Source organism: Gemmobacter sp. 24YEA27 (assembly GCF_030052995.1).
Classification (GTDB): domain Bacteria; phylum Pseudomonadota; class Alphaproteobacteria; order Rhodobacterales; family Rhodobacteraceae; genus Pseudogemmobacter.
This window is the reverse complement of record NZ_JASJPW010000001.1, coordinates 492,501-507,697: the sequence shown is the minus strand read 5'-3', so window position 1 is coordinate 507,697 and position 15,197 is coordinate 492,501. Positions and strand designations below refer to the sequence as shown.

Annotated in this window: 12 protein-coding genes and 1 pseudogene (1 of these 13 only partly in view); 5 read left to right on the top strand and 8 right to left on the bottom strand. The window is 63.7% G+C overall.

The window, feature by feature from the left end; translation table 11 throughout:
• Positions 1-39: 39 nt before the first annotated feature.
• The 6 genes from QNO18_RS02555 to QNO18_RS02530 all read right to left on the bottom strand — a co-directional run bounded on the left by QNO18_RS02555 (position 40) and on the right by QNO18_RS02530 (position 8,062).
• On the bottom strand, positions 40-1,269 hold the full coding sequence (locus tag QNO18_RS02555) for an aromatic ring-hydroxylating dioxygenase subunit alpha (RefSeq protein ID WP_283176399.1): 1,230 nt from the start codon (positions 1,267-1,269) through the stop codon (positions 40-42).
• Positions 1,266-2,324, bottom strand: a complete 1,059-nt coding sequence (locus tag QNO18_RS02550; protein WP_283176398.1) for an aromatic ring-hydroxylating dioxygenase subunit alpha — start codon at positions 2,322-2,324, stop codon at positions 1,266-1,268. The genes QNO18_RS02555 and QNO18_RS02550 overlap by 4 nt, the downstream gene beginning before the upstream one ends.
• A 99-nt stretch (positions 2,325-2,423) precedes the next feature.
• Positions 2,424-3,647 carry an aminomethyltransferase family protein gene (locus QNO18_RS02545; protein WP_283176397.1) on the bottom strand — a complete coding sequence of 408 codons (1,224 nt, stop codon included), beginning with the start codon at positions 3,645-3,647 and terminating at the stop codon, positions 2,424-2,426.
• On the bottom strand, positions 3,644-5,173 hold the full coding sequence (locus tag QNO18_RS02540; RefSeq protein WP_283176396.1) for an NAD(P)/FAD-dependent oxidoreductase: 1,530 nt from the start codon (positions 5,171-5,173) through the stop codon (positions 3,644-3,646). Before QNO18_RS02540 ends, QNO18_RS02545 begins: the two co-directional genes overlap by 4 nt.
• Positions 5,154-6,785 carry an NAD(P)/FAD-dependent oxidoreductase gene (locus QNO18_RS02535; RefSeq protein ID WP_283176395.1) on the bottom strand — a complete coding sequence of 544 codons (1,632 nt, stop codon included), beginning with the start codon at positions 6,783-6,785 and terminating at the stop codon, positions 5,154-5,156. Before QNO18_RS02535 ends, QNO18_RS02540 begins: the two co-directional genes overlap by 20 nt.
• Complete coding sequence (locus tag QNO18_RS02530; RefSeq protein ID WP_283176394.1) at positions 6,782-8,062, bottom strand: aminotransferase class III-fold pyridoxal phosphate-dependent enzyme; 1,281 nt, start codon at positions 8,060-8,062, stop codon at positions 6,782-6,784. The genes QNO18_RS02535 and QNO18_RS02530 overlap by 4 nt, the downstream gene beginning before the upstream one ends.
• A 206-nt stretch (positions 8,063-8,268) precedes the next feature.
• Between QNO18_RS02530 and QNO18_RS02525 the strand changes: the two genes are divergently transcribed.
• Positions 8,269-8,967, top strand: coding sequence for a TetR/AcrR family transcriptional regulator (locus QNO18_RS02525; protein WP_283176393.1), 699 nt, complete (start codon positions 8,269-8,271; stop codon positions 8,965-8,967).
• Here QNO18_RS02525 and pyrF read toward each other — a convergent pair.
• Positions 8,948-9,634, bottom strand: coding sequence for an orotidine-5'-phosphate decarboxylase (gene pyrF, locus QNO18_RS02520; RefSeq protein WP_283176392.1), 687 nt, complete (start codon positions 9,632-9,634; stop codon positions 8,948-8,950). The two genes, QNO18_RS02525 and pyrF, sit on opposite strands and share 20 nt — an antisense overlap.
• A gap of 193 nt (positions 9,635-9,827) precedes the next feature.
• Here pyrF and QNO18_RS02515 point away from each other — a divergent pair, with 193 nt between their 5' ends.
• Both QNO18_RS02515 and QNO18_RS02510 read left to right on the top strand, forming a co-directional pair.
• Entirely contained in the window at positions 9,828-10,601 is a 774-nt protein-coding gene (locus QNO18_RS02515; RefSeq protein WP_283176391.1) for a hypothetical protein, read from the top strand.
• Positions 10,598-11,458: a hypothetical protein gene (locus QNO18_RS02510; RefSeq protein ID WP_283176390.1), complete on the top strand. Its 861-nt coding sequence runs from the start codon at positions 10,598-10,600 to the stop codon at positions 11,456-11,458. The genes QNO18_RS02515 and QNO18_RS02510 overlap by 4 nt, the downstream gene beginning before the upstream one ends.
• Positions 11,459-11,499: 41 nt before the next feature.
• On the opposite strand, the gene QNO18_RS02505 is transcribed toward QNO18_RS02510, so the two are convergent.
• Positions 11,500-11,934, bottom strand: a complete 435-nt coding sequence (locus QNO18_RS02505) for a hypothetical protein (protein ID WP_283176389.1) — start codon at positions 11,932-11,934, stop codon at positions 11,500-11,502.
• Between the two features lie 275 nt (positions 11,935-12,209).
• Between QNO18_RS02505 and clpB the strand changes: the two are divergent.
• Both clpB and msrP read left to right on the top strand, forming a co-directional pair.
• Positions 12,210-14,824 (top strand): annotated as a pseudogene (gene clpB / locus QNO18_RS02500) (ATP-dependent chaperone ClpB).
• Positions 14,825-15,028: 204 nt separating this feature from the next.
• A protein-coding gene (gene msrP, locus QNO18_RS02495) for a protein-methionine-sulfoxide reductase catalytic subunit MsrP (protein WP_283176388.1) crosses the window boundary here: on the top strand, positions 15,029-15,197 show its 5' portion. 743 nt of this gene lie beyond the right edge of the window; only the first 169 of its 912 coding nucleotides appear in the window; it begins with the start codon at positions 15,029-15,031; its stop codon lies off the right edge, out of view.

Sequence of the window (15,197 nt, the reverse complement as noted above, 5' to 3'; positions counted from 1 at the left end):
AGTCTCCCTGGCGTTTTATTGTCTGATTTTTAAGAAAGCCTAAGCCCGCCCTGCCTTTGCACAAAGCAAATCCTTGTTCAGGGCGCGCATTTCACCCTCTGCGGGTGCGGCGCTGCGGGACATCACCGGAAGCAGGCGGCGCAGCTGATCATGATGGCGGCGCAACCCGTATTCGAGGTCCGAGAGGTGGAAGCCTTCGAAATTTTCAGACCGCATTGATTCGTTCGACCAGATCGACAGCTGCTGATCTTCGGCCGAGGTGTCGCGGTCGATCCGCTGCGCGAGATAGCGGGCGACGCGGGTCTGGCGGTCTTCATCGGCCAGGCGATACTGGCGGCCGGTCAGGAGCGTTTTGCCCGGTGACAGCGGCAGGTCATGGTAGAATTGTGCGCTTTCCGGCGTGAAGGCGATCACCGTATTGGGAAAAAGGCCGTAATAGGCCCAGTTCCGTTGCAGATGTGGCGGCAGATCTGCGCGCTGCGGCGAATGCCTGACATAGTTCCTAACCGACCAGCTCCGGCCCGGGCGGTCGCCGTAAAAGCCGTAGCTGACATGCAGGCCGCCTGGCAGGTACAGGTCGCGATAATCGCGGCCGTACAGATCCTGCAAAGACGGATGGGCGAGGGCGACGTGATAGCCCTCATTGTCCACATCGCGCACCGATTTCCAGTTCACTGCAAGCTCCGCCCACCAGCCGGAGATATCGAGCGGCATCAGCCTCTCGCCGCTCCAGGCGGTGAAATCGGGCGCATAGGGCGCAAGGAGGTCGCGCACCGCCGGCTGAGGCCCGGGGCGAAAGCGCAGGAAGAGGAAGCCTGCGAAAATCTCAAGCTCCAGCGGTTTCAGCCCGAAGGCAGATTTGTCCAGGCCATCGCCGAAGGTTTCGGGGCGCGAGACGCCGCGAAGCGTGCCGTCAAGGTTATAGACCCAGCCATGGAAGGGGCAGACCAGCGCGCCCCTGCACTTGCCCTGCGCGCCATCCACCACCCGCGCGCCGCGATGGCGGCAGAGGTTCATGAAGGCGCGGATCTCGCCATCCTGGCCCCGGATGATCACTGCACGCTCGCCCAGAAGGTCAAAGGAGAGCCAGTCGCCCGGTGCCGGGATGTCGGAGATATGGCCCGCGACCTGCCAGTGGGTCAGAAAAATCTCTTCACGTTCCAGATCGAACAGGGCCTGGGAATGATAGGTCCAGGCGGGCAATCCGCGCCGGTCCCAGCCTGTCGGGATCGGGTCAGAGCGCAGCGGAGTATCGGGAAATATGGTCATGCAGCCCCCCTCTTGCCGCCGGTCGCCATGGCCGCCAGCACCCATTGGTGGAAACGGTGGATCTCATATTCTTCGGGCATCAGCGTGCCGCGCGTGAACGATGGCGAGGCAATGCCGCGCTGGTTCATCTCGGACGCGGCGCCGTCCTGCTCCATCACCAGTTTCGCGAAAGCCGCGATGGTGGCGGCGTCAAAGCCGGGCTGTGCCAGTGTTTCGGGCAGGAAATACCACTCCGCCACCAGCCTCGTGCGGGTGGGCGAGACCGGCTCCAGCCGCACGGCGCGGACATAATCGACATGCGCGACGATATAGGTCGAGGGCCAGAGGGTGACGAAGGTATAGCCGCGCGCGCGTTCCTCAGGTGTCAGCCCGGGAAAGACCGGCCCGCAAGGCGCGCCCGAAGGTGTCCAGCTTTCGGCCCCTGCTTTGAGGTTCGGGCCGGTGGGCTGATCGGGTGCCCAGTCCCGCGCTTCGTTGGCGCCCATGATGCCCTGGCGATAGACCGGCACCATGTCGCAGAGTTCGGGATGGATGCCGGGGCAGTGGAGGCATTCCGAGTAATTCTCCCAGAATGCCTTCCAGTTGCAGTCGAGGTCCGAGACCCAGCGATGCCCGGTGACAATCCCCGCCATTGGCCAGTTGTCATAGGTTTCCAGCGGCATATCGGCAGTCAGCGGGCCGGGATCGGAGGCGAGGTTCAGGAAGATGAAGCCGTTCCAGATCTGCACGGCGACCGGCTTCAGCGCGTGGTCTTCCTTGCGGAAATCCGAGGTTGGCACGGCATGGGCGGTCGAGACAAGTCGCCCGTCTTTGGCGGCATAGGCCCAGGCGTGATAGGGGCAGGTGATCAGCTTGCTGAAGGACCGCTCTTCCCCCTCGCGACACAGTTCAGACCCGCGATGGCGACAGCTGTTGTGAAAGGCCGAGACGCTGCCGTCAGGCGCCCGCGCCAGCAGAACCGGGGCCTCTCCCACCCTGGTTCCGCGCATGGTGCCGGCGGGCAGATCGGCCAGTCGCCCGATCATCACCCATTCGTGCGCGAAAATCGTCTCCATTTCCCGGGCGAACCACTCGGGGCGATCCAGGCCGCACGGGGAAGCGTTTCGGGGCAGTGGCTGAGGCGGGGGCTGTCAGGATGGGGGCTTTGGGCGATGTCATGCGGCATCAGAACCTCCCCGGTGGGGTGGCACGGCGGCGTTCGGGGCGAAAAACGGCCGGGCGGTTTTGGTGACCGGCAGCATAAGTTTTTGATATTGCAGCTCGCGCAGCGCGTAGATTTCGACCCAGAGATGGTCGCAACTGGCGTGACGCGCCTCGACCTGGGCGATGGCGATGTTGCGTTTTAATGTCGGAGACCAGCAGGCGGCGGTGATGAACCCCGCCTCGCGGCGCTTGTCGAAGTAGAGGATCGCGCCCTCGGCACTGACATTGCCGGGGATGTCGAGCCCGACCAGCGCCCATTTCGATGATTTGTCGTCGCGCTCGGCCATCAGGGCGCGCCGCCCGGTGAAATGCCCCTTATCCCAGGCGATCATCCAGTCGAGGCCGATTTCGAACGGCGAGCGCGCCCGGTCTTCGCGCACCGCATGCTGGACAGGGACGAAATCCATGCCGGTCGTGATGAACCCGGCTTCAAGCCGCGCAAGCATCACCGCCTCGGACCCGACCGGCATCAGCCCGTAAAGCGCGCCCGCCTGCATCAGGTGATCCCAGAGCGGCAAAGCGAGATCGGGGCCGATCCAGAGCTCATAGCCCAGATCGCCGGTAAATCCGGTGCGCGAAATCATCACCTCGCCGGTCAGGAACGGGAAAGTCGCCAGCCGGAAGGGTTTCAGCGCCTGGATGTCAAACCCGGCCTGAGCCAGCACCGTCGCCGAAACCGGCCCCTGCAGCGCCAGCGCGGCGAGATCTTCGGTCTCGTCCCGGAGCCGCACCTCCAGACCCCAGGCGCTGTCGAGCAGCCAGGGCAGGTGCCGCTCCTGACAGCACAGCCGGAAATCATCAGGCCCGAGGCGAAAGACGGTGCCATCATCCATCACCTTGCCCAGATCGTCACACCAGGCGGTGTAATGCACCTGACCCACCGCCAGCCGCCCCACATCGCGCAGCGTCAGGCGGTTGAGATAGACCACCGCATCCGGCCCGGTGATGCGGTATTTCACCATGGGCGAGATATCATACAGCGTCGCCGCATTGCGGATCGCGGTATGTTCCATGGTGCTGTCGCCGAAACAGGTGGCAGTCATGTATCCGGCCCAGGGCGCCCAGCCCTGCAGGCGATTCGCGGCTTCGGTGCGCGGGTGGAACGGGGTCTGCGCCAGCGGGGCGGTGAAATGGGTCAGCACCAGCGGCGCATTAAGATGGGGGGCTGCGCTCATGCTTTCGCCTCCAGCACCGCGTCAGCCGCGTTCCAGCCGGCGGCGCCCGACATGCCGCCCGGATGGGTTCCGGCGCCGGTAAGCCAGAGCCCTTTCAGCGGTGTTGCATAGCGCGACAGCGGCGCGATCGGGCGGTTGAAGAGCATCTGTTCAACCGCCAGCTCGCCATGATGCCAGTTGCCACCCGCCATGCCGAACTGTCGTTCGATATCATAGGGCATCAGGATCCCGGCACGGGTGATCAGCGCGCTGATCCCTGGCGCCGCCTCCTCCAGCCGCGCGAGGCTGGCCTTGAGCATCGCCTCACGTGCCGCGTCTTCGCCCGCCTTCGGCGCATGGGGTGCGAATTGCACATTGGCCGACAGAAGATGCGGGCCAGTGCCGCCGGAAAATGCCGTGGGGATCACGACTTCCATCACCGGGCGGTCAGGCACTTCGCCATATTTGACCGGGTTGAAGGCGGTCTCAACCTCATGCTCATCTGCGGCCAGCAGCAGGCGGGAGCGCAGGTCGGCGCCCTGAAAATCCGGGCGGGCGGAAAGCGCGAGATGCAGTTTTGCGGTGCCGCCCCGCGATTTCTGATGACGCAAAGCGGTGACAAGGCCGGTGTCGAAATGCTCCGGGCCAGCGAGGGACAGGATCGTCGCCTTTGGCCCGATCGCCGAGATCACCACCGGCGCGCCAAGGGTTTCGCCGCTGTGAAGGATCACGCCGGTGACGCGATCATCGGCGATGCTGATCCGGCTGACGCGGGAATTGCTGCGCAGCGAAACACCTGCTGCAGTCGCAGCATTTGTCATAGCCAGCGCCAGCGCGGGCATCCCGCCTTTGGGCAACCCGAGTGCCCCCTTACGTCCCGCGATTTCTCCGGACAGCCGATCCAGAAGCAAAATCAGTGTATTGGGAGAGCGCGGCCCCGCCCAGGCGCCCAGCACGGCATCGAAACACAGGGCGGCGCGCAGCCGGGGATCTGTCAGTTCATCCTGAGCCACGTCATGGGCATTGATCAGGATCACCCGCAGCAATTCGCGATAATCCTTCGTGCCAAGCGCCCGGATACCAAGCAGGTTCTTTGCAAGCCTGACCCAGGAATTGCCGCCGGCCTGCAGGCGCGGCGGCGCCATCCGGCGGAAAGGCTCCAGCGCGGCAGCAAAGGAGAGGAGGCGCTGGTAAAGCGCCTTCCAGATCGCCGCGTCAGGGCCCTCGGTCAGTGGCCCCCGGATCACCAGGTTGCCGTCGCGCCCGATCACTGTGGTCGCAATATCTGTGGCCTCCCATGTGAGGCCGTGGCGCGACAGATCCATCGCGGCGTCGACCCGCGGGTCGATCTGCCAGACAAGATGCGCCAGCGAAGGCGTCAGTCCGGGCGCCAGATCCGGAAGTGCACGGATGCCGCCACCGGGCGTGGCTTCGGCCTCGATCAGCGTCACCTTGCGGCCTTTCGATGCCAGTCGATGGGCGCAGGCCAGACCATTAGGCCCGGCCCCGATGACGATCACATCACGATCAAAGGACGGGCCAGGCATCGCTCATATCCTTTGGAGAGAGTTTCGCATCGCGCAGGATTTCTGACGCCGCATTGCGCCCCGGCGCGCCCATCACGCCACCGCCGGGATGGGTCGAGGAGCCGCAGATCCAGAGATCACGAACGGGGGTTCGGTAATTGGCATATCCCGGCACCGGCCGGTTGAAGAGCAACTGGTCAAAGGTCAGCTCGCCCTGGAAGATGTTGCCTTCGGTCAGCCCGACTTCGGCCTCCAGCTCGCGCGGGGTGCGGATCTCGACATGGCGGACGAGGTTTCTGAAACCGGGTGCGTAACGCTCGATCTGGTTCAGACAGGCTTCGCCGAAAGCATCGCGATCGGCATCGGTCCAGTCGCGGCCCCCCTCTGCCAGGCCTCCGATCTTTGGCGGCGCATATTGCACGAAGCACGACATGAAATGCTTGCCCGGTGGCGTCATGGTCGGGTCGATCATGGTGGGGATCATCACATCCTGGAACGGGTCGCGCGAGAAATGCCCGGCCTTCCAGTCGTCATAGGCGCGTTCCATCTTTTCGATGGAATCGGTGAAATGCAGATCACCTTTGATCGCGGGTGACCCCTCGGGAAGCGCGGTGAATTTCGGGGCGGCGTCCAGCGCGATGTTCAGCTTGCCCGAGGAGCCGCGCGTTTTGAACTTTTTGACCGAGGCGAGATAATCGCCGGGAAGCTCGCGCTCCTCGACATGTTTCAGCATCGTACGTTTGACATCCATGTTCGAGATCACGCGCTTTGCCCGGATCTCATCGCCGTTCTCCAGCACAACGCCGATGGAACGCCCGTTCTTCACCAGCACCCGGGCGACCGGTGCGCCGGTGCGGATCTCGCCACCCGAGGCCTGCAAGGACGACGACAGCGCTTTGGTGATCGACCCCATGCCGCCGCGCGCGAACCCCCAGGCACCGATATTGCCATCCACATCGCCCATATAGTGATGCAAGAGCACATAGGCCGAGCCGGGCGACATCGGACCGAGCGCGGTGCCGATGATTGCGGAAACCGCGAGATAGGCCTTGATCACAGGGCTTTCAAAATAGTGGTCGAGGTAATCCGAGATCGACATGGTCCAGAAGCGGACCATGTCAGCAATCTGGCGTTCCGACAGGCCCGAGACCTGTTTGCCGATGAACAGCAGCTCTCCGATGTCGCGCGGGCGGAACCGCGCCGGGTCCGGCGGGGTGCGCAGAAGCATCGGGCGGATGAAACGGCAATAGCGCAGCACGTCGCGGGAATAGACATCATAGGCCTCGGCATCGCGGGCCGAGTGGCGGGCGAATTCGCGGCGGTTCGCATCATGGTCGCGATACATGCCGAGGTAGCCGCCGCCCTCCTGGAACACCGCGCCACCCTCATAGGGCAGGATCTGCAACCCGTGGCGCGGCAGTTCAAGGTCGCGCATGATCTCGGGGCGGAAGAGGGATGCGACATAGGAGCAGTTGGAATAGGTGAAGCCGGGGGTCAGTTCGCGCGAGACGGCGGCCCCGCCAACCCAGTCGTTTTTCTCGATCACCAGCACCTTCATCCCGGCGCGGGCGAGGTAGCAGGCGGTGACCAGCCCGTTATGCCCGGCACCAAGGATCAGGGCGTCATATGTCATTCGGCGGCGTCCAGCTTGCCTTCCGCCTGGTCACGCAGCGTCAGGTCAACGGCTGTCTCCACCGCGCGGATGGTGTCGGTGTAGCAGGTCTCGTCCAGGCCATGCGCCTCGCACATGAACCAGGGCTCGCGCGAGTCGGGTTCCACGATGATGTTAAGATCATGCAGGTACCAGGCCATGCGGTCGTAGAAGGAGTAATCCGAGGTCTTCCAGGCGCGGTAATTGTCCGGTGGTTCGGGCGCGAAGAAGATGCCGAACATCGAGGGATGGCCCGAGAAACTATGCGTGATGCCGCGCGCCGAGAGGATTTCGGAAATGCCGGCCTTCAGCCGGGTGCCGTAATTCGCGAGCGTTTCAAGCGCCGGGGTCTCATCAAGGATGCGCAGCGTTTCCTCGGCGGCGGCGAGGCTGACGGAATGGGCGGTATAGGTGCCGCCATGCGACGCGCCGCCATAGCGGAAGGTGCGCATGATATCCTCGCGCCCCGCGACCAGCGAGATCGGATAGCCATTGGCGACCGCTTTCGCGAAGGTGGTGATATCGGGCGTGACGCCCAGGATACCCTGAATGCCGCCCTTGCCGACGCGAAAGCCGGTTTTCACCTCATCAATGATCAGCAAAACGCCATATTGGTCGCAGAGCTTGCGGGCGCGCTGCACATAGTCTTTTCGGGCCGAGATGCCGCAGCAATTGCCCTGGATCGGCTCGATCAGCATCGCGGCCATATCGTCGCCATGGCGGCGGAAGGTGTCTTCCAGCCGCTGCATATCGTTCATCGGCACCAGATGGGCGAGTTGTTTGACGGTATTCGGGATGCCCTGGCCATAGGGCACGATCTCGGGATCGCTGTTCGATTTCGCGTCCCATTCATCCATATTCGCCATCCACATGGCGGCATCAAACAACCCGTGATAGCCGCCCTCGACCAGCAGATAGCTCTCGCGCCCCGTATAGGCGCGGGCGAGACGCAGCGCGGACATCACCGCCTCGGTGCCGGAATTGGAGAACCGCACCAGTTCGGCCGCCGGAACCATTTTCGAGATGCGTTCGGCCACGGCCAGCTCGCGCTCGGTCGAGAGGGCAAAGACGCCGCCGACCTCCATCCCCCGCTTTGCGGCGGCATCGACCCGGTCGTCTGCATAGCCGAGGATCGCCGGCCCGTAGCCCAGCCGGTAATCAACGTAATTATTGCCGTCGATATCCCAGGTCCGGCCGCCTTTGCCGTGATCGACATAGATCGTTCGCTCATCACCCCAGTATCGGAAGGTCGAGGCCACCCCAGCGGCAGCTTCTTCAGCGCCTTTTGGAAATGGGCGTTGGACTTTTCCAGCTTGCGGTGCGGCGCGGTGGTCATGGCGTAAACCTGTTCCTGTTGCGGCTCTCCAAACTGTCGAATTATTTTGACTGAACTGTCAATCAGAATCTGAAATCGCTTTTACCGGGCAGGTTTTTCAGGCAAGACTGGCCGCGAACGGAGACGCAGATGGCCGCAATCGAGCAGACCGATACCCCAGAATCCGGGACCCCTGATTCCCAGCCCCGCAAGATGCCGCGCGATGCCCGGCGCGTGCAGCTGATCGAGGCGACGATCGAGACCATCGCACGTTTTGGCTATTCCAGGACGACGATGTCCGAGGTGGCACGGATGGCCGGCCTTTCGCATGGGCTCGTGAATTTCCACTTCCAGACCAAGGAAAACCTGCTCTCGGAAACGCTGCTCTATCTGTCCGCGGAATACCGGCAGAACTGGACCGGGGCGGTCGAGGCGGCGGGGCCAGGGGCGGCGGAACAGCTTTATGCCATGCTGGCGGCTGATTTCCGGCCCGAGATCTGCACGCCGGGGCGGCTGGCGGCCTGGTGTTCGTTCTGGGGCGAGACCTCGGGGAGGCCGCTTTACCAGGAGAAATGCGGCTCAAACGACGAGCAGTATAACCAGTATCTGGAAGAGCTCTGCCGTCGGATGAATGAGGATCATGGCTATATGGTCGATCCGACCCGCACGGCGCGGGTTCTCCGGGTCACGACCGAGGGTGTCTGGCTCGATATGATGACGATGCAGTCACCTTATGATGCAAGCGAAGCGCTGGCGACACTGATGGTCTGTGTCACCGCATTTTTCCCGCGCCATTTCAGCGTGGAAGGTCTGGTCGCGGAAGGTCTGGTCAGGGCAGTTCCGCAATAATCGCACGGGCCGCGGCTGCCGGATCGGCACTGGCCCAGATCGGGCGGCCCACCACGATATGATCGGCGCCGTCGCGGATCGCGGCCCCGGGCGTGGCGATGCGCTTCTGATCGCCGGTTGCAGCCCCTGCCGGGCGCACGCCGGGGGTGACGATCAGCTTGCCAACGGCCTCGGGGAGGGCGCGGATCCGCGCCGCCTCCTGCGGGCTGGCGATGACGCCATCGGCGCCGGCGGCGAGCGCCCGCGCCGCCCGTTCGACGGTGATGTCATGGATGTCGCCGGGCAGGATCATATTCGCATCCAGATCGCCCCGGTCGAGCGAGGTCAGCACCGTCACCGCGAGGATCTTCAGATCGGTCCCTGACTTGCCTTCGGCGGCCGCCCGCACCACCTGCGGGTCGCCATGGACGGTGAGGAAATCGAGGCCAAGCCCGGCAATCCCCTTCACCGCATTCTCGATGGTCTGGCCGATGTCAAAAAGCTTGAGGTCGAGGAACACCCGCTTTTCGCGCTCATTCTTCAGTTCCAGTGCAAGTGCCAGGCCACCGCCGGTCAGCATTCCAAGCCCGATCTTGTAGAAATCGACCGCATCGCCCAGCCGGTCGGCCAGGGCGAGGCCCGCCACCACATTCGGCACATCCATCGCGACGATCAGGCGGTCATCCATCGGGCTTCTCCGGAGCTGTAAAGCGGGGGGCTGCAAAGGGGTTTCGGCCCCTCTCTCACGCGCGCGCGCATTTGACAAGGGAAGCCCCGCGCGAAAGGGCAGCACCGTTAAGCCGCTGTTCACCGAAGGCCGGGCTTGATTGACAGACAGGGTTAATGACGCGACTTTGGCGGAAATATCCGAAGGCAGGCATATGGACATCACGATTACCGTCGAGCGCCCCGAGGACGGGCCGGGCTCGGGCCCGATCCAGGTGGGCTGGTTCCTGACCAAAGACAAGAATGCGGTGCTTTACGATCCGCCGGAGCGGGTGATGTTTCGCCAGCAAAACCGCAGCCATGCCAAAAGTGCCGCGCGTTGCCCAGGGGTGATCCAGCTGGAAAGCCGGTACTTCATGGTGAAATGCCCCTTTGACCTGCAGATCGGCTTTGGCCGCGACAAGGATGGCCGCGCGGTGCTGATCAACCGGCTTGGGAGCGCGAGCCCGGTCCGGGGGAACAAGCTTAATGAGATGCTGACCCTCGTGAACGAGGCAGAATGGCGCTATCCTGACCGCCCGACGATCCAGCTTTCGCTGCCTTACTGCTTCATCGCGGATGAGCTGGTCTATCTGACGCAGCTGTCGCCTTTCATGCATTACCGCCCCGATCCGCTGCCGGGCACGATCTTCGGCGGGCGGTTCCCGATCTCGGTCTGGCCGCGCCCGCTGATGTGGGCGTTCGAATGGCATGAGCCGCAGAAAGACCTCGTGCTGCGCCGGGGCGAGCCCTTGTTCTATGTGCAGTTCGAGGGGGTGGATCCGTCCCGCACGGTGCAGGTCGTCGCGGCCGAACGCACGGCCGAGCTGGATACCTATATCGACCAGATCGGCGGCGCGGTGAATTACGTCAACCAGACCTTTGGCCTCTTTAAGGCGGCTGAGGCGCTGAGGCCGAAGAAGCTTCTGACGCCAAAGGTGCGCGAGTGATCTCGGTTCTGGAAACCGTCACCCCTGACGGGCAGGTGACGGAGGTGCTGCGCCATCAGGGGTGTGAAGGGCAGGAGCGGCTGGAGGCGCCGAACTGGTCGCCCGATGGATCATCTGGCGGCACCTGGTTTCTGGTCAATGCCGGGGGGCGGCTCTGGCGGGTGCCTGCGCAGTCGCCCCGGCTGGAACCGATCGGCACCGGGATCGCGGGGCGCTGCAACAATGATCATGGTTTCACCCGTGATGGCCGGATCCTGTTTGGCAGCCATTACGAGGCCGAGGGCGCGCAGATCTATGCGGTGCCCGTGGCCGGGATCGGGGCCGGTCAGGCGCCGGAGAAAGTGTCCTCTGCGACCCCGAGCTGGTGGCACGGGCTTTCTCCCGATGGTCTGACCATGACCTATCCGGCAGCGCGGGGCGAAAAGCGTCAGATCGATATATACCGCCGCGCGCTGGCGGGAGGGCCTGAGACCCGGCTGACCGAAGCCGCAGGCCATAATGACGGGCCGGATTTCAGTCATGACGGGGCGCAGATATACTGGAACAGCGACCGCGCAGGCCATGCGCAGATCTGGGTGATGGCGGCGGATGGCGGCAATCAGCGCCAGCTTTTCCAGGATGACCGGGTGAACTGGTTCCCGCATCCCTCGCCCTGTGGGCGCTGGCTGTGCTGGTTGTCCTATCCGCCCGGGACCGAAGGGCATCCCGCCGATCTGCCGGTGTGGCTGATGATTTCTGATGCAGATGGCGGGGATCGTCGGGTCCTGCGTGAAATAACCGGGGGCCAGGGGACGATCAATGTGCCGTCCTGGGCGCCGGATGGCAGCGCTTTTGCCTATATCCGCTACGAACCCTGAGCGGTTGATCCTGTGCTGCTGCTACGGTCGCGCGCCGGGCCTCAGGCCGGGCTCAGCGCGTCCTCATCCCGGTCAGCGTCGCGCGGGGGCTCGGGGAGGATCAGCGCATCATCGCTCAGGCAGGGCGCAAGCCGGTAGGGATCGGCCCAGACCGAGACATGGATCTCGGGCGGCCCGGATGTGGCGAGATGTTCGGGCGTCAGCACCACGATCCTCAGCCGCAACATCAGCCCCTCGATCAGTGCCGGGGCCAGAATACGTTCGGCCACCGGCCCGAGATGACCGAGATAGCTCATCCGCCTGACCGGAATGATCCCCATGAGCCGGCGCCGGACCATCGCGTAAATCCCGACCCGTCCATCGGGCAAAAGCCGCGCTTCGGCCATATCGCCCATGCAGATCCCGGCGCGGCCGATATGAACGGCGATGCCTTCGACGGGCACCTGCGGCAGAATGGCTTCGAGTCTCTCGGTCATGCTCTTATCCTCTTTTGCTGTAACAGTGCCTGTGCCAGGCGCATGGGGACAAGGTCTGGCGTCGCTCTCGCAGAAGCGCGCGACGAAAGCCGCCGAAATCTCCGCCGCGCCTCGGCGGAAAATGGCCCCGCCAGAGCGTGGGATTTTTTCGCCGGGGTGCCCCCGGACGGCTTGAACCCCGCCCTGCGCCGCCCCAGATTGAGAGGCGAAGGCCGGGGTGGATGTGCCTTTTCAGGGCATCCGCAAAGATCGGCGCTTATGAAAAGGAGAGACCGATGAACATAGAAAAGTTCACGGAACGGTCGCGCGGTTTTATCCAGGCGGCCCAGACGATTGCGATGCGGGAAAGCCACCAGCGCGTGCTGCCCGATCACCTGCTGAAAGCCCTGATGGATGATGACCAGGGCCTGGCCTCCAACCTGATCCGCCGTGCCGGTGGCGCGCCTGAGCGCGTCAATGAGGCGGTGAATGCCGCCATCCAGAAACTGCCGAAAGTGACCGGCGGTGACGGTCAGACCTATATCGACCCGCAACTTGTCCGCGTGCTGGACGAGGCGGAAGAGGTTGCCAAAAAGGCGGGCGACAGTTTCGTGCCGGTCGAGCGGATGCTGACCGCGCTCGCGCTGGTGAACACCCGTGCGAAAGATGCGCTGACGGCAGGTGCCGTGACGGCCCAGGGTCTGAACGCCGCGATCAATGACATTCGCAAGGGCCGGACGGCTGACAGTGCCTCGTCGGAAGACACGATGGAGGCGCTGAAGAAATATGCCCGCGACCTGACCGAGGCCGCAGCCCAGGGCAAGATCGACCCGATCATCGGCCGCGATGACGAGATCCGCCGCGCGATGCAGGTGCTGTCGCGCCGCACCAAGAACAACCCGGTGCTGATCGGGGAGCCCGGTGTCGGTAAGACGGCCATCGCCGAGGGCCTCGCTTTGCGCATCATCGACGGCGATGTGCCGGAGAGCCTGCGCAATAAAAAGCTGATGGCGCTGGATATGGGCGCGCTGATCGCCGGGGCGAAATATCGCGGTGAGTTCGAGGAGCGGCTGAAGGCCATCCTGAAAGAGATCGAGGCCGCCGCCGGCGAGATCATCCTTTTTATCGACGAGCTGCATGTGCTTGTTGGCGCCGGCAAGTCCGACGGCGCAATGGATGCCGCCAACCTGATCAAGCCTGCGCTTGCCCGGGGGGAGCTGCATTGCGTCGGGGCGACCACGCTTGATGAATACCGCAAATATATCGAGAAAGACGCGGCTCTGGCCCGGCGCTTCCAGCCGGTGCTGGTGAAAGAGCCGACCGTCGAGGACACGATCTCGATCCTGCGCGGCATCAAGGAGAAATACGAGCTCCATCACGGGGTCAAGATCACCGACTCGGCTCTGGTTGCGGCGGCCCAGCTGTCGCATCGCTATATCACCGACCGCTTCCTGCCGGATAAGGCGATCGACCTTGTCGATGAGGCATCGGCACGGCTGCGGATGGAAGTCGACAGCAAGCCCGAAGAACTCGATGCGCTGGATCGTCAGATCCTGCAGCTGACCATCGAGGCCGAAGCGCTGAAGAAAGAAGAGGATGTGGCGTCGAAAGACCGGCTGGACAAGCTGGAGCTGGAACTTGCCAATCTGAAAGACCATTCCGCCGAGATGACCGCGAAATGGCAGGCCGAGCGCGACAACCTCAATAAGGCCCGCGATCTCAAGGAACAGCTTGACCGCGCCCGGGCAGAGCTTGACCAGGCCAAACGCGAAAGCAATTTCGCCAAAGCGGGCGAGTTGCAATATGGCACCATCCCCGAGCTGGAAAAGCAGCTTGGCGAGGCGGAGGGCCGGGAAGGCGAGGCTTTGGTCTCGGAATCGGTGCGCCCCGAGCAGATCGCCGAAGTGGTCGAGCGCTGGACCGGTATCCCCACCACCAAGATGCTGGAGGGAGAGAAAGAGAAGCTCCTGAAGATGGAGGAGGAGCTCGGGAAACGGGTGATCGGTCAGCGTCAGGCGGTGGAAGCGGTGTCGAAAGCCGTGCGGCGTGCGCGGGCAGGGCTGTCGGATGAGAATAAGCCGCTTGGCTCGTTCCTGTTCCTCGGGCCGACCGGCGTGGGGAAAACCGAACTGACCAAGGCTCTGGCCGAATATCTCTTTGACGATGACAATGCGATGGTCCGCATCGATATGTCGGAATTCATGGAGAAGCATTCGGTCGCGCGGCTGATCGGCGCCCCTCCGGGCTATGTCGGCTATGACGAGGGCGGTGTGCTGACCGAAGCCGTGCGGCGCCGGCCCTATCAGGTCGTCTTGTTCGACGAGGTCGAGAAGGCACATCCGGATGTGTTCAACGTGCTGTTGCAGGTGCTGGATGACGGGCGACTGACCGATGGTCAGGGGCGTGTGGTCGATTTCAAACAGACGCTGATCATCCTGACCTCGAACCTTGGCGCGCGGGCTTTGTCTGAACTGCCGGATGGCGCGGACACGTCGAGGGCGAAGGCCGAGGTTATGGAAGCAGTGCGGCTGCATTTCCGCCCCGAATTCCTCAACCGGCTGGATGAGATGATCATCTTTGACCGCCTGGGCCGTGCCGATATGTCCGGTATCGTTTCGATCCAGCTGAAACGGCTGGAGAAACGTCTGGCGGATCGCAAGATCACGCTGGCGCTGGACGATAAGGCCAGGGATTGGCTGGCCGAGGAGGGCTATGATCCGGTCTTTGGCGCCCGCCCGCTGAAACGGGTGATCCAGCGGCAATTGCAGGATCCACTGGCCGAGATGCTCCTGGGGGGGAGATCCTCGACGGCTCGATCGTGCATGTCACGGCCTCGGATGAAGGGCTGCAGGTGGGCGACCGCGTCGTCGCCTCGCACCGGACGCGGCCGGGCGGGACGCAGGTTCACTGAACCAGAATGGGGCGGCAGGGAAACCTTGCCGCCCTTTCCTGTCGTCGGATGCCTCCGGCGGGGATATTTAAGGACAGATGAAAGCCGGAATTCCACCGGATAGGGCCGCCGCTCTCTTATCTGTGTGTGGAGTTTCGCGCCTTCTGTGTCAGGGTGCGGGGCAAGCCCGGGTTCTGATCCGGGTCTGCCGTGGAGGAGATGAGCATGACCGCGAAGACACCGAACTCTCTGCGCTGGTCCGATGTCACGCCGCGCGCGACCTGGATCAACCGGCGCGGGTTGCTGGCCGGGGCGATGGCGGGCGCGGTCCTGCCTGCAATCGCGCGGGCCGACCCTGGCCGCTATTCGACCGACCTGGCCCCGAACACGCTGA